This window comes from Synechococcus sp. R6-5 (assembly GCF_047461775.1).
Classification (GTDB): Bacteria; Cyanobacteriota; Cyanobacteriia; order Thermostichales; family Thermostichaceae; genus Thermostichus.
Genome location: NZ_JANSHV010000051.1, coordinates 1 through 13,496 on the forward strand (window position 1 = coordinate 1; position 13,496 = coordinate 13,496).

13 protein-coding genes, 1 pseudogene and 1 riboswitch are annotated in these 13,496 nt (G+C 58.3%); of the genes and pseudogenes, 8 read left to right on the forward strand and 6 right to left on the reverse strand.

The genetic code is table 11. From position 1 onward, the window contains the following. Positions 1-213 (reverse strand): annotated as a pseudogene (locus tag NW818_RS02820) (hypothetical protein); the annotation flags it as partial. A gap of 153 nt (positions 214-366) precedes the next feature. Between NW818_RS02820 and NW818_RS02825 the strand changes: the two are divergent. Then, positions 367-801, forward strand: coding sequence for a Fur family transcriptional regulator (locus tag NW818_RS02825; protein WP_414351968.1), 435 nt, complete (start codon positions 367-369; stop codon positions 799-801). 47 nt (positions 802-848) lie between these two features. On the opposite strand, the gene NW818_RS02830 is transcribed toward NW818_RS02825, so the two are convergent. The 3 genes from NW818_RS02830 to NW818_RS02840 form a co-directional block, all read right to left on the reverse strand. Beyond that, positions 849-2,954: a thioredoxin domain-containing protein gene (locus tag NW818_RS02830; RefSeq protein ID WP_414351967.1), complete on the reverse strand. Its 2,106-nt coding sequence runs from the start codon at positions 2,952-2,954 to the stop codon at positions 849-851. Between the two features lie 106 nt (positions 2,955-3,060). Next, positions 3,061-3,564: a GNAT family N-acetyltransferase gene (locus tag NW818_RS02835; RefSeq protein WP_414329522.1), complete on the reverse strand. Its 504-nt coding sequence runs from the start codon at positions 3,562-3,564 to the stop codon at positions 3,061-3,063. A gap of 73 nt (positions 3,565-3,637) precedes the next feature. Further along, positions 3,638-4,105 (reverse strand): SRPBCC family protein, encoded by a 468-nt coding sequence (locus NW818_RS02840; RefSeq protein ID WP_414423780.1) that lies wholly within the window; start codon positions 4,103-4,105, stop codon positions 3,638-3,640. A 294-nt stretch (positions 4,106-4,399) separates the two neighbouring features. On the opposite strand from NW818_RS02840, the gene NW818_RS02845 reads away from it, so the two are divergent. Further along, complete coding sequence (locus tag NW818_RS02845) at positions 4,400-5,176, forward strand: DUF502 domain-containing protein (protein ID WP_238376947.1); 777 nt, start codon at positions 4,400-4,402, stop codon at positions 5,174-5,176. Here the strand turns inward: NW818_RS02845 and NW818_RS02850 are convergent. Then, positions 5,173-5,562 (reverse strand): TIGR03792 family protein, encoded by a 390-nt coding sequence (locus NW818_RS02850; RefSeq protein ID WP_414416349.1) that lies wholly within the window; start codon positions 5,560-5,562, stop codon positions 5,173-5,175. The two genes, NW818_RS02845 and NW818_RS02850, sit on opposite strands and share 4 nt — an antisense overlap. Next, positions 5,559-6,893: a 3-phosphoshikimate 1-carboxyvinyltransferase gene (gene aroA / locus NW818_RS02855; RefSeq protein ID WP_414413900.1), complete on the reverse strand. Its 1,335-nt coding sequence runs from the start codon at positions 6,891-6,893 to the stop codon at positions 5,559-5,561. The genes NW818_RS02850 and aroA overlap by 4 nt, the downstream gene beginning before the upstream one ends. Before the next feature lie 248 nt (positions 6,894-7,141). On the opposite strand from aroA, the gene rsmH reads away from it, so the two are divergent. The 6 genes from rsmH (at position 7,142) to NW818_RS02885 (ending at position 13,322) form a co-directional block, all read left to right on the forward strand. Then, positions 7,142-8,041, forward strand: coding sequence for a 16S rRNA (cytosine(1402)-N(4))-methyltransferase RsmH (gene rsmH / locus NW818_RS02860; RefSeq protein WP_414423781.1), 900 nt, complete (start codon positions 7,142-7,144; stop codon positions 8,039-8,041). A 176-nt stretch (positions 8,042-8,217) separates the two neighbouring features. Next, positions 8,218-8,766, forward strand: a complete 549-nt coding sequence (locus NW818_RS02865) for a hypothetical protein (RefSeq protein ID WP_414423782.1) — start codon at positions 8,218-8,220, stop codon at positions 8,764-8,766. A gap of 329 nt (positions 8,767-9,095) precedes the next feature. Beyond that, a riboswitch (cobalamin riboswitch) is annotated at positions 9,096-9,248 on the forward strand. Positions 9,249-9,289: 41 nt separating this feature from the next. After that, a complete protein-coding gene (locus NW818_RS02870) occupies positions 9,290-11,260 on the forward strand; it encodes a TonB-dependent receptor plug domain-containing protein (RefSeq protein WP_414423783.1) in 1,971 nt (656 codons plus the stop codon). A 101-nt stretch (positions 11,261-11,361) separates the two neighbouring features. Further along, positions 11,362-11,790 carry a DUF1636 domain-containing protein gene (locus NW818_RS02875; RefSeq protein ID WP_414423784.1) on the forward strand — a complete coding sequence of 143 codons (429 nt, stop codon included), beginning with the start codon at positions 11,362-11,364 and terminating at the stop codon, positions 11,788-11,790. Positions 11,791-11,801: 11 nt separating this feature from the next. Then, complete coding sequence (locus tag NW818_RS02880; protein ID WP_414423785.1) at positions 11,802-12,671, forward strand: (2Fe-2S) ferredoxin domain-containing protein; 870 nt, start codon at positions 11,802-11,804, stop codon at positions 12,669-12,671. A gap of 243 nt (positions 12,672-12,914) precedes the next feature. Beyond that, entirely contained in the window at positions 12,915-13,322 is a 408-nt protein-coding gene (locus NW818_RS02885) for a hypothetical protein (protein WP_238376949.1), read from the forward strand. Positions 13,323-13,496: the final 174 nt, after the last annotated feature.

Sequence of the window (13,496 nt, forward strand, 5' to 3'; positions counted from 1 at the left end):
GGGGGTAGGAGAGGGGAGAGCGGCTCTAGGGGATCCCATCCCTGGGGCTAGATGAGAGGGCTGCTGCCGACTGGCCCAATAGGCTCCTGCCAATCCACTGCTGCTGGCCAACCCCAACAAACCCAGAATTACCTTGCGCCGCTGCATGATCTTTGCCCCCAACACTCCAGCGGTATTGTAGAAAATCAAAAGGCTGATGTTGGGCTCTTCCATCTGCGCACGGCCTGAACTCGGCTCGAAGATGGCTATGCGCGGCAGCTCTTGTAGAGTTCGGGGTGTTTTTTGAACAACTGTTGACGCACAAATGCTACCTTGGTAGAGATGAGCAACTACCTATCTCAGACTCGGTATGACTTGAGGTTTTCCATGCCTCGCCCCTTGGATTCTTTGGAAGCTGCTTTGGAACGGTGCCGGGAGTGCAATCTGCGTTTGAGCCGACAGCGCCGTTATATCCTGGAGCTGCTGTGGCAGTGTGGCGAGCACCTCTCCGCCCGCGAGATTTACGATCGCCTGAATCAGCAGGGCAAACCGATTGGCCACACGTCCGTTTATCAAAACCTGGAAGCTTTGGCCAGCCACAACATTGTCGAGTGCTTGGATCGTGCCGATGGGCGCCGCTACGGCAACCGCACCCATCCCCACAGCCACGTGAACTGTCTGGATAGCAACCGCATCTTGGATGTGGACGTGGAGCTGCCGCCTGAACTGCTGGCCCAAGTGGAGCAACAAACGGGCACCCGCATCCAAAGTTACCGCATTGAGTTTTTTGGGGTGGAAAAGCCTGCGCAGTCCCAGCCGTAACCTTGGCAAAGGGATCCCTGCTGTCCTGGGAAAAAATTGGGCAAAGGTCAGTAAGCCCGGTTTTGGCCTTTGGTGATTTGCGACTGGATTTGCTCGAGAGAACTGGCAGGGGCCAGGCATTTGTTGCCCCAGCACACCAGCCCTAGAGCTCCTTCCGGCAGAGGTTCGGCTTCGGTGGGGAGAGCAAAGACGGTGGTGGGCCAAGATCGTTGCTGAAAGGCGGGAATGGAATCGGCCTCCAGGGTGACTTTCACCCAATTGCTGTACCAATCCAGTCCGGCAAAAAGGCTGGGGCAGGTGCGCGGCTGGGTGCTCATGATGTGGGCAAAGGTTTTCAAGGCCTGCTCTGCCCGCTCCAGGTAGTCCAGATCTCCAGTGAGGGCGGCAAGGCGCACCAGGTTGGCAATGGCCACCCCATTGGCTGCAGGGGTAGCGTTGTCCTGGAACTCCTTCTCTCGCACCAACAGCTCAGGGGCACTCTGGGCATCGCTGACAAAGTATCCCCCCCTGGCCGGATCCCACAGTTGCGCATCCATCTCCTGCTGGAGCTGGAGGGCAGCCTGCAACCAGTCTTGAGGGGTGGGATCCCCCACCAGGGGCAGGCAGGCTTGCTGCAAGTCCAACAGGGCCTTGATCAGCAGGGCGTAATCTTCTGACTTGGCGGGCACCTGAGCTGTGCCATCGTAGTTCAGGCGCAACAGGGATCCGGTCTCAGGGTGGCGCTGCTGGCTGAGGATGAATTGGGCAGCCCGCAGAGCGAATTGCAGATAGTCTGCGTTGCCGAACACTTGATAGGCCCGCGCCAGGCCGGAGATCATCAAGGCGTTCCAAGAGACGATCATCTTGGTGTCGGTGACAGGTGGGATTCGCCCTGGCCAGGATTGCAGACGGGCCGATTGGGCATCCACTGCCGGAGGGAAGGGAACTCGTCGATCCGCAGAGCCATAGCGTGCCTGAAACAGATGGGTGGTCAAGGCGGCTTCAACTTCTGGCGGCAACGTCCCCCCCTGTTTGCGCTGCAAGACGATGCAGCCGGGCCGATCAGGGAAATTGCCCCCCGGAGACAGGTCAAACGCCTGCTGCAAGGCGCGGAAGGTTTCTTCCCCCAAGAGCTCCTGCAGCTCTTGCCAGCGCCAGACGTAGAACTCTCCCTCCTCTGGCTCTCGATCTTCTGCCCGGGCAAAGCTGTCGGCATCTTGAGCGGCGTAGAAATACCCGGCAGGGGCGGTCATCTCTCGCGCCACCCACTCCACCGTCAGCCGCACCGCCCGCTCGATGGCCGGATCTTGGATACCGTGCGCCCACAGATCGGAGAGAAACTCTAGGATCTGCCCGTTGTCGTAGAGCATCTTTTCAAAGTGGGGCACCGTCCAGGTGGGATCCACGGTGTAGCGGTGAAATCCGCCGGCCACATGGTCGAAGATCCCTCCCAGCACCAAGGCCATGCCTCGCTCTTTGGCCCGTTCCAGAGCGCTCTGCGAGCCGGGGATCCCTTCCGGTGGGTCGAAGCGGGCTGAGCGCAACACCAACTGGGCGTAGGGCATCATGGGAAATTGCTGCACCGCCCCGGCATTGGAGAGCAAAGGCTGGATCTTGGGGATCCCAGAGCGCAGCAGGTCGGCGGGAATGTGGTCTTCCGGCACTAAGTCGCTGAGGGTGGTCAGAGCCGTCAAAATCTGGCCTTTCATCTCCTCTATTTTTTCCTTTTCCTGCCGGTAAAACTGCAGGATGCGCTGCAGCAAGGCCAGAAACCCCGGGCGGCCAAAGCGGGGCTCTACGGGAAAATAGGTGCCAGCATAAAAGGGCACCAGGTCATCGGGCGTGAGGAAAACATTGAGGGGCCACCCCCCCTGCCCGCTCATGAGCTGCAACGCCTGCATGTAGATGCTGTCGAGATCCGGCCGCTCCTCGCGATCCACCTTGATGGGCAAAAAATGGGCATTCAAAAAGGCGGCAATTTCAGGGTTGGAGAAGGCCTCGCCCTCCATGACCGTACACCAGTGGCAACTGGAATAGCCGATGGATAGGAAAATCGGCCTATCCTCGGCCCGGGCTTTCTCCAGAGCTTCTGGGATCCAAGGCCACCAGTCCACCGGGTTCTCGGCGTGCTTGCGCAAATAAAGGCTGGAACTTGTGGCGAGGCGATTGGCCATGAGTACACCCTCTCACCCTTTTTGCTTTTCAGGCTAGCGCGTCCTCCTCCCAAGGCAGAGCCAACCCACTGTTGTTCAAGATACACTCACCCAGGATCCCTGTCGGTCAAGCCTGCTCCTGCTCGGCAGCCGGGACTAAAAACTCCAGAGGGCGCCCGTGTAAAACCAAGGTGGTGCTGGGATTTTCCACAAAGCCGATTCGCTCGTAAAAGCCACGCTGATGGGTTGTGAACAGGTAGATGCGCTCCACCGACTGCAGGTGGGGATGGCTGATCAGGGTTTCCACCAACTTGCGGCCAATGCCCTGACGTCGGTAATCGTGATCAACCACGATATCCCAGAGGACAGCTCGGTAAACCCCATCGGAAGTGGCGCGGCCAAAGCCAATCAGGCGCTCCCCATCCCAGGCGCTGACCACCGGATGGCTGTGGGCAACGGCCCGCTCCATCTCCTGCCGCTGGCGATTCTGCGCCCAAAAGGCATTGCGGTTCAACAGCAGGAGAAGTTGATCCAGATCCAGCTCGCCCCGCTCCAGAGAGAAGCGAATGTTGCGGTTGTCCACCGGCTGACGAGAGAGGGCAATGACAGGCTCAGGAGAGGGATCGGGCATGAAGCGGCCTTTGCAGTGGCGAGGGTTGACAATGGGGAAGGTCGGCGAAACACTTGGGCCTGACGAACGGAGACTAGCTGGCCGAGGCATTGTCGGCGGTTGGCCCCGCATGCTCTAGGGCATAGGCTTTGAAGCGCTCCAGATCCGCCTGGATGGTGCTCTCCACCACTTTGCCCACAAACAGGCCATCCAAGATTTTGCCGAGGATCCCCGGGAGCTTGTAGGCCACCGACAGCTTCACAATAGTACTGCCTTTGCGGTCGTAAAAGCGCAGCGCGCCCCGATTGGGCAGCCCCTCCACCGAACTCCAGCCGATGTGTTGGTGTTTCACCACCGTATGGGTGCGGGAGATCCAACTGAAGGTGAGGCCGCGGGTGTCCAGTGTCCACCGGGACAGCTCCTGATCCAGCAATTCCACCGAGCGGATCCACTTCATCCAACGGGGCATGAGGGTGAGGTTGGCCCACAAATCCCATACCTGCTCAATGGGAACAGGCACCTCCACCTGACAGGTATGCTCTAGCCAATCTGACTCTGACATAGGGCCTCCCACGCAACACCCAGCAGAAACACAAACCATCCAGGGGCTTGGCCACAACGCCTCGGGACGGGATCCCTGCCTTTACAAAATTTTATATCGACCTAAGATAGCATTATCGGCCTGATGAAAGTTTGGGGCTCTGCGCTTTTTGGCAGCCCGGTTTCTTTTTCGAGCAAGTTGCGGCTGCCCCCCATGAGGGCAACGCAGAAGGCAGGTATCATGATTGCCATCTGCAAGCTCCACTTGCAAGGGTTCGATGCATCCACTCGGTTGACTCGACGGGACGACCTCACCATGGTTTCACAATGGAAACAGCATCTTAAGAACTACTTCGTGGCGGGGTTGCTGGTGGTGATCCCTCTGGCAACTACCATTTGGCTGACGGTGGAGGTGGCCACCTGGAGCATTGGCTTTCTGACCAGCATTCCGAAGCAGTTCAATCCCATCCAGGGTTTGCACCCGATCTTGATCAACCTCATCGATCTGGCGGTGGGCCTGTTGACGCCGATTGTGCTCATCCTGTTGATTGGCTTCATGGCCCGCAACATTGTCGGCCAGTGGCTGCTCAATCTCAGCGAACAGTTGCTCCATGCGATTCCGGTGGCGGGGCTGGTGTACAAGACCTTGAAGCAATTGGTCAGTGTTTTGTTTGCCCCCAACAATCAGCGCTTTCGGCGGGTGGTGCTGGTGGAATATCCCCGACCAGGAGCTTGGGCGCTGGCCTTTGTGACGGGCACCATTCAAACTCCCATTCGGCCCGATGGGCCGCAGCGCTCCCTTGGCCTGTTTGTGCCCACCACCCCCAATCCAACGACGGGCTGGTACGCCATTGTGCCGGAAGACCAGGTGGTGGAAGTGTTCATGCCGGTGGAAGATGCTTTTAAGATGCTCATTTCCGGCGGCATTGTCACCCCTGAGAGTTTTGAAGCGGGGCTGCAGCGGCGAGAAGGAGCTTTGGCCGTGACCATGCCCAGTTTGCGGGAGCTGGTGGAGCAGGAGCGGGTGGCAGGATCCCCCAGGGCTGACTCGGTGGGCTCTGAGGTAGGTTTTGAGACTGAAGGGATCCCTTAATCCTGCTTTCCTGTCCCTGCAGAAGGGCCGGGCTGCCAGAGCTGGTATTCTTTGGCCTGTTCCAAGCGCACATAAAAAGGCCGCATTTGCCGATCCAATGCCTCCACTTGCTCGGGGGAAAAGACTTTCCAATCAGCGCGGCTGGCCCAGCGGAGGATGAGGTGGACAAGTTCGGGATCCTCTTGATCCAGCCAAACTTCTTTGCCCAGAAAACCCGGATGCCGACGCAGGGCGGATCCCCAAACCCGCTCGTCTTGCTCAAGAAAGGCTGCTTGCCCACCGGGAGGAACCCGGAAGCAGAGATGTTCGATGGCGATAGGGCCGGGCGGGCTGGGGCAGGTCGACATAGGAGCAGAGGCGGCAAAGTTAAAGATGGGCCCTCTCAAGACTCCAGGGGGGAAGCAGTCAATCGTTGCAGGGTGGGAATGAAGTCGGGGTAGGAGATGCGGGCACAGTCGGCTCCCCTGAGGAGGGTGGATCCCTGCGCTCCTAGAGCTGCCACCATCAGGCTCATGGCGATGCGGTGATCCTCGTGGCTGTCGACCTCGGCCCCGTGAAGAGGGATCCCTCCCTTGATTTCCAGGCCATCGGGATATTCAGTGACCTGGGCTCCCATGCGGCTCAGCTCTTGGGCTATGGCAGCCAGACGGTCGCTTTCTTTGACCCGCAGCTCTGCGGCATCGCGAATCACGGTGATCCCCTCGGCAAAGGCAGCCGCCACCGCCAAAACCGGGATCTCGTCGATCAAGGTGGGGATGAGATCGCCGGCGATGGTGCAGCCGCGCAAGCGGGCCGAACGCACCCGCAGATCTCCCAGGGGCTCGCCGGCCATTTCCCGGCAGTTTTCAATTTGAATATCGGCCCCCATCTCCTGCAACACCTGCAGCGCACCGGTACGGGTGGGGTTGAGGCCCACATCCCTTAGCAGCAATTCGCTCTCGGGCACAATGGAGGCGGCCACCAGCCAAAAGGCTGCCGAGCTGATATCCCCCGGCACCTGAACTCTCTGGCCCACCAGGCGGGATCCCCCCACCACGGCCACGGTTTTTGTTTCCGGATCCACCTGAATGTTGGCCCCGAAGGCCCGCAACATCCGTTCCGAGTGATCCCGAGAGAGAGCCGGCTCGGTGACTTGGGTGGTGCCTTCTGCCAGCAGGCCCGCCAGCAAGAGGCAGGATTTTACCTGCGCTGAAGCCACCGGGGAGCGGTAGTGAATGCCCTTCAGGGATCCCCCTTGTACGGCCAAAGGTGCCAAGGTTCCACCGGCCCGTCCCCAAATGCTGGCCCCCATCTGCCGCAGCGGTTCTACCACCCGCCCCATGGGCCGCGAGCGCAGGGAGCGATCGCCGGTGACGGCAAAAAAGCGCCCGGCCTGGCCAGCCAGGATCCCCAGCATCAGTCGCAGGGTGGTGCCGGAGTTGCCGGCATCCAACACGTCTGCCGGTTCTTGCAGCTGGCCCAGGCCAACTCCCCGAATGCGAACACACTCGCTGTTGAGCTCCGAAATATCTGCCCCCAGCGCCCGAAAACAGGCTGCCGTACTGCGGGGATCCTCTCCCAGCAACAGCCCTTGGATGGTGGTTTCTCCTTCGGCCAGGGATCCCAGCATCAGGGCGCGGTGGGAAATGGATTTGTCGCCGGGGATGCTCACTTGGCCGCGCAGGCCCTTGGCCGACGAGAGAGTGAGGATATCGGTAGAAGAAGAGTGAGTCAACACAGCAACCCTGACGGCAGACTTGGCAAAAGCGGCAGCAGTCTCATCATACTCAGAGCGGGACTCGCGCCCCAGAGATTTTGCCGGGGATCCCAAGACAGCCTGTCTTTTGACGGCCACCCCTCTTTTCTCAGAGGATCACCTTAACAACATGGATTCCTCGGTCGGGGCCTGGCCTCGGCCTTTTTTTTTTGCAGATACTGAACTTTGTAGCAGCAGAAATAGAACCCCCGCAGACCGTGCTTGGCAAGGTGTATCAACACGATTCCGTTTTGACCGAGGAGGTGATGGCCTACCTGCAACCCCAGGGGGGCGGTATTTTTTTGGATGCGACGTTGGGAGGGGGTGGGCACAGCTTGGCGCTGCTGCGGGGGGGAGCTGCCCGAGTGGTGGGGTTGGATCGGGATCCGGCGGCTCTGCAGGCGGCGCAAGCGCGTTTTGCAGCAGAAGGGATCCCCGGCAGCCGCATCCAACTGTGGCACCTCAATTTTGCCGATTTCGATCTGCAGCAGCACGGCTTTCGGGATGAGCAGGGGCAGGGGATCCCCTTCGATGGCATCGTGGCCGACTTGGGGGTGAGTTCTCCGCAACTGGACTGTCCTGAGCGGGGATTTAGCTTTCGCGGGGAGGGGCCGCTGGACATGCGCATGGATCCCAGTACAGCTCAGGAGACTGCCGCCGATTGGGTTAATCATCGCCCGGTCGAAGAGTTGATCGAGATTTTCACCCGTTACGGCGAAGAGCGATTTGCCCGCCGCATCGCCCATCACATCGAGCAGGCTCGTCCCCTCGCCACAACCACTCAGTTGGCCCAGGTGGTTTGGCAGGCAGTACCTCCGGCAGCTCGGCGAGGCCGCATCCACCCGGCCACCCGCGTCTTTCAGGCGTTGCGCATTGCCGTGAACCGAGAACTGGAGGCTTTAGAAACCTTGCTGGCCCAAGCCCCCACTTGGTTGAAACCCGGCGGCAGGTTGGCCGTAATCAGCTTCCATAGCCTTGAAGATCGCCTGGTGAAATGGGCCTTTCGCAGGGATCCCCGTTGGCAGGTGCTCACCCCCAAGCCCTTGTCCCCTTCCGAACTGGAACGGCAACGCAATCCACGGGCCCGCTCTGCCAAACTGCGAGTGGCTGCCCGCAGCAGTCAGATGTAGGTTTAGGTTGGTTCTCCCGCTCTCAAGAGATCGGCTACCGTGAAGCGGACAGCTGTCCTGCTGAGGCCGGGAATCGGGAGAAGGGGGTTGCTGTTGGGGGGCGCGGGGAACTAGGGTGAAGCGGAACCGGCAGTCCTGCACCGTCGGATCCCTTGGTGTGTGTGAGGTTAAGCCCTATGGTTAGCCAGCCTTTGAACGCAGGTCTTGATCGTCCCAAGAGCCCTCGTCGCCACAGACAGCCTTCTGCTCTGAGCCGACCCCTCTCCGGTACAGTTCAAGCCAGCCGCACCCAACCTTTGGATTTGAAGTTGAAATCAGCCCATCCTCGCAGCCAGCATCTTGCTTGGGCAGAACACCTAGCCTGGTGGAAGCAAATCTCCACAGGGATGGCTATCCTCTCCGGCGTTTCAGTGTTGAGCCTTTACAGTTGGACTGTGCATACCCAAAGCCGGTGGAGCCAGCGTTACCAGGTGTGGCAGCAGATGCAGCGCAACGAACGACAGTTTCTGCTGACTCAAGAATCCATTGCCAATTCTCTGCGGGAAATTGCCGACCGCTCCGAAATGGTGCCGCTGGTACCGGATCGGATGATCGAGGTGCCGATTGCCTCTCCCAGCCAAGTTGAGCCGGATCCAGCCCACCAGGCAACGGCTTTGCCGGAAAGAGCGCTCCGCGCCGCTCACGCGACCGAAAAAGCCCCTCTTTTCTATCCGGTTGGGTACTAATTCATACGGATCCCGCCCATGACGGCTAGGCCAGCGTCCCCATCTTGCTTTCCCAAAAGCTGTGGGTCTTGTGAAGTCTCAGCGTATCTCTGTTCTCTAAAAGGCTAAGGGATCCCTGGGCCTCGCGATCTGGAGTAGCAGCGGGCTATCCTTCAACTGCTTACAAAGCAGTGAAGAAATCTGGCCTAAATGGGATGTGGCCCATCCGAAGCCCTGGGATTGCCGTTGGGATCCCGTTCACCCCTGGGGATGACATCCCCCCTGGCAGGATAGGAACTCCAGAGCAGGGGATGTATGATGCCTAGCACGGCTTTTTCGGAGCAATCGCAGAGAAAGCTGTACCGACAGGTTGTCCTGGGGATCAGCCAGGGCATGTAAAGGGGAAAGTCCGGTGCAAATCCGGCGCTGTGCCGCAACTGTGATGGGCTTGGGCTAGACCCATGCCCTCAGTCAGGATGCCCGCCTGCGGTTTTGGCTCGCATTTCTTCCGCGTCGCACGGAATCAGGAGCTTCAAGAAAGAAAATGAATCCCATTCTAGGTCTCAGCCTGGCGCTGGGGGGCTTTGTTTTGGGGATCCCAGCGTGGGCGCAGCCGGCGGCCTCTTCACCTTCAGCTCAAGAGGTGTTGGAAACCGGTGTTAGCGCCGAGATTTTAAATCAACCCGTCACCACGCCTTTTCGTCGCCCCGGCTTGCTGCGGGATTCTTCCCGCCCGGTTTACGTCATTACCCGCCAGCAAATTCGAGAGCAAGGGGCAAGAACGGTTCAGGAGGCCCTGCGCTACCTGCCCGGGATCCTCAGCGACGGCACAGCAGGAACCCAGTTGGGAGCCCTTAGCTCCCAGTTTATGCGGGGAGGACGAACGGCCCAGGTGTTGGTGCTCTTGGATGGCCGCCCCATTAACGACCTGGGCTTTTTTGGCGGGTTCGATCTGTCTCAGATCACTACAGATGTGGTCGAGCGTATTGAGATCTCTCCAGGTGGGGGCTCCACCTTATACGGCTCCGATGCCGTTGGCGGGGTCATCAACATCGTGACGCTGGATCCAAAGCCGAGATCCGAGACCGTGCTGGAAGCGGCTATCGGCAGCTACGGCCTCAATGAGCAAGGGATCCAAAACCGCGGCCAAGCGCAGGATCTGGGCTGGGTGGTCAGCTATCGCCGTCTGCAGAGCAACAACGACTTTCCCTTTGAAATTAGGCGTTTGGGCAAAGCAGGCAGGCGGGAGAACTCGGCAGTGGAGTACCACAACCTACAAGCCAAACTCACCTGGCAACTGGCAGAAGGCCAGGTCCTAACCGGAAATGCCCTTTATCTCAATAAAGCGTTTCAGGTGCCTGGCAGCACCGAGTTTCCCTCCCCCGATGCAGTGCAAAACACCAACGACCTGCTGTTAGATCTCAGTTGGCTGTGGGATCAAGAGAGGGGATCCCTGCAAGCTAGGGTATTTTTTGACGACCTCAACTATCGCTTCAGCGCCCCACAAAGCCAGGGATCCCGGGATGAGATCCTGCGAACGGGGTGGGGATCCCAACTGCAATACACCTGGAAGGCTGCTGAAAACCTGGAGCTTACTCTAGGAGCGGATTACCGATCCATTTCAGCTCGCAACACCACCTTCTCCTTTGCCAGGGGATCCACCAATGTCAACTACGACAATACCGTGAACCAAGGGGCCCTCTTTGCCCGCCTGGATTACAAGCCACAGCCCAACTTTTATCTCAACTTAGGTGTTCGCCAAGATTCGAGCAATCTGGTCAACGGTTCGGCCACCTCTCCTGCCGCAGGGATCCGCTGGGTTTTGGCAGAAGGCACCACCCTGAGGGCCAATTATGCCGGCAGCTTTCGCACCCCCTTGATCTCAAACTTATTCTTTCGTTTGCGGGGCTTTTTTGAGGTAGATGGGAACCCCAATTTGCGCCCGGAGCGGGGAGAGAGTTTTGACATTGGCCTGGATCAGGCTTTGGGAGATTTTGGCCTACTGCGCTTGACCTTTGCCCATAACCGCATCCGCGATGGCATTACCTTTGTCAGCACTGGCCCGCGCAGGGGAACCTACGAAAACATTGAGCTCGTGGAATACACGGGCTTGGAAGCAGCCCTGGATTTGCGATTGGGGGAAAACTGGACTCTTTTTGCCAACTACACCCTAAACGATCCCATCATCCGCTCGGCGCTGGATCCCAAAGCGGTTGGCAAACAGCTAGCCTTCGTGGGAGCAGACAGCTTCAACCTGGGCCTGAGCTACCGCGATGCAGAGGATCGGTATACCTCAGTTTTCCTGCATCACATTGGCACTTTCTTTACCAACAACGCCAATACCCAATCTCTGCCCGGCTACACCAACCTGGCTCTGCGGGGAGGGATCCCAGTAGCAGAAAATCTCGCTCTCGAGGTGGGAGTCGATAACCTGCTGGATGAGCAATATGAGGTTTTCCCCGGCTACCCCGGAGTGGGTCGCACCGTTCGGCTCAATCTGAGAGGCCAATTTTAAAGGCTTAGCCATTTCGCTCACTGCTTGACCACTCGCTTAGATATTGAGATCATTTCCCCTTCTTCATCGCGCCCTTTACAGTCAAGTCTGGATTGCAAGTTATGCCGGTATCAAGCAGCTCTGTGTCTCAATCAACTTCCCAGTTGCCAGTTCAAGCTGGCAGCGCTGCTCAGCAACCCAGCGGTCATTATCTCTGGGTTTGCATCACCTGCGGATCTCGGTGGGTTAACGGCCAAAAAGAAGGGACTAGCAAGGGAGAAATGCTGCTGTCTGCCCTGCAATCCCAAACCCTCCACCCCCAACTAACTCTAAAACCAGTTGCCTGTATGAGCGCCTGCAGCCATGCTTGCGTTGTTGCGTTGGCAGCACCTCAAAAGATGACCTATGTTTTTGGAGATCTGGATCCAAAAGATGTGGATCTCATTCTGCAGACAGCAGAGCTCTACCTCACCAAGCCAGATGGGATCCTACCCTGGGCCGAGCGCCCTCTCAAAAAAGGGGTGATTGCTCGTATTCCACCACTGCACTGAGGAGCTTTCTCATGGCCACTTTTACCCCCTGGATAACCCCCCTCCATCAAGCTTGGCAGGAAGTTTCTCTGACGGGTTGGACAACCCTTTATGAAGGGATCCCTGCCCACATCGACTGCTTGGGGCCGTTGCTCTACGAGCTGTTTCAAGAGCACTGGGCCGAGATCCAGGTGGGCCATGTGGCGGAAGGCGGGGTGCTGGAGCTGGCTTTCAAGAAACCTCCAGCTTTGTGCGTGCTCTACGATGGCTATCTAACCGTTGCCACCGAAACCTGGCACCTGCATTTGTGCCTGGAGGAGCACCAAGGCGGCCCCCATCGCAAGACCCCACCCGAGCTACGCTGCAAAAGATTGGTTAGCCGTGCTGCCCTCTACCGGCGTCTCAATCCCCAAGGCCAGCCCCGCATGTGGGGAATCCAATTCTGGAATGGAGCAGAAGAACCTTTGCTGCAGATTTTCCTGCCCAGCCCTTTTTTGGGTCCAGGGGGAGACTACCTGCCGGAAGGCAAAGCTGACTACCAAAAGCTTTCTCTTTACGAGCGCATCCGCGCCATCTATGTGGAGGGGAAAGAGCGGATCCCCTATGAGGATAACCCTCTTAAACGTCCCTACCTTGCTGTTTGTCGTTCCAGCCGTTGTTATCCTTCCCGCAACTACCAACCGGTTGTGGAAGCTCTGGAATCGGCTCTTCGAGAAGCCAACCTGGACGTACAGGTTATCACCTCAGGCTGCTTGGAAGTTTGCCAACAGGGGCCGGTGGTTTTTTACTCCGGAGATTGCACCTGGTACAAGCGGGTTACTCCCCAAGTAGCTCGGCAAATTGTTTTTGAGCATTTGCTTAATAGCTGTCCTCTGAAAGACCACCTTTTTCCAGGAGATTAAAGCATGATTGGCCTGCAATCGAGTGCTCAACCTATCCCCATTCCCAGCTCTCGCCGCTTAATCCCAGCCCCACTTTGGATACAAGCTGCTCAAGATTTGGCCCAAGGCTGGTTCTGGCCCAGCTTGTTTACCACCGTCGGCTGTCTCAGCAATATTGCTTATACATGTACCCTTCCTTTTGTAACTGTTGGTATTGTTGCGGGCACAACTTTAACCCGCCAAAGGGCAATCATTAGTGCTTTGATGATTTGGCTGGCCAACCAAATCTTTGGCTACACCTGGCACAACTATCCCCGCACTCCCGATTCGTTTGCCTGGGGGTTGGTGCTGGGGATCGGCACGGTGGGGATTGCTCTTGCTGGCGGTTACCGACCTCTGTTTTCTCAGTCCAAGCCGCTTCGGCCAAGGCAACTGCTGCTGAACTATCTCTGGATCCCGGCCATGCTCATCTTGGGGTTTCTGGCTTTTGAAGGGCTGATTTTGGCCGCCGGCCTGGTTTTGGGGGGAACGGAGGGCCTGACCCTGCCCATTCTGGGCAAAATCTGGCTGCACAACTGGCTGTGGACAGGACTTTGGATCGGGATCCACGCGCTGCTGGTGTGGGACAGAGGACGTCGCCGGGTGTGGCTTGGAGAGGAGAAACTGCGGTGAGCTGCTCCCGTACAGGCCCTTCCCATCCCGTCAGCGGTGCGGAGCACCTTTGCAGTGATCTAGAGCATCCCCAAGAGGGATCCAGGCCAAAATAGGGGCGACCTATGTGGGAGGGGATCCCTTTGCAACTCAGTCGCGTTAACAGTGAGCATGACTCTAGTCAATGATACGCTG

Bases quoted from the DNA above. Each gene is read 5' to 3' on its own strand.
- NW818_RS02825 (WP_414351968.1), top strand. From the start codon at position 367: ATGCCTCGCCCCTTGGATTCTTTGGAAGCTGCTTTGGAACGGTGCCGG.
- NW818_RS02830 (WP_414351967.1), bottom strand. From the start codon at position 2,954: ATGGCCAATCGCCTCGCCACAAGTTCCAGCCTTTATTTGCGCAAGCAC.
- NW818_RS02835 (WP_414329522.1), bottom strand. From the start codon at position 3,564: ATGCCCGATCCCTCTCCTGAGCCTGTCATTGCCCTCTCTCGTCAGCCG.
- NW818_RS02840 (WP_414423780.1), bottom strand. From the start codon at position 4,105: ATGTCAGAGTCAGATTGGCTAGAGCATACCTGTCAGGTGGAGGTGCCT.
- NW818_RS02845 (WP_238376947.1), top strand. From the start codon at position 4,400: ATGGTTTCACAATGGAAACAGCATCTTAAGAACTACTTCGTGGCGGGG.
- NW818_RS02865 (WP_414423782.1), top strand. From the start codon at position 8,218: ATGGTTAGCCAGCCTTTGAACGCAGGTCTTGATCGTCCCAAGAGCCCT.
- NW818_RS02870 (WP_414423783.1), top strand. From the start codon at position 9,290: ATGAATCCCATTCTAGGTCTCAGCCTGGCGCTGGGGGGCTTTGTTTTG.
- NW818_RS02875 (WP_414423784.1), top strand. From the start codon at position 11,362: ATGCCGGTATCAAGCAGCTCTGTGTCTCAATCAACTTCCCAGTTGCCA.
- NW818_RS02880 (WP_414423785.1), top strand. From the start codon at position 11,802: ATGGCCACTTTTACCCCCTGGATAACCCCCCTCCATCAAGCTTGGCAG.
- NW818_RS02885 (WP_238376949.1), top strand. From the start codon at position 12,915: ATGATTTGGCTGGCCAACCAAATCTTTGGCTACACCTGGCACAACTAT.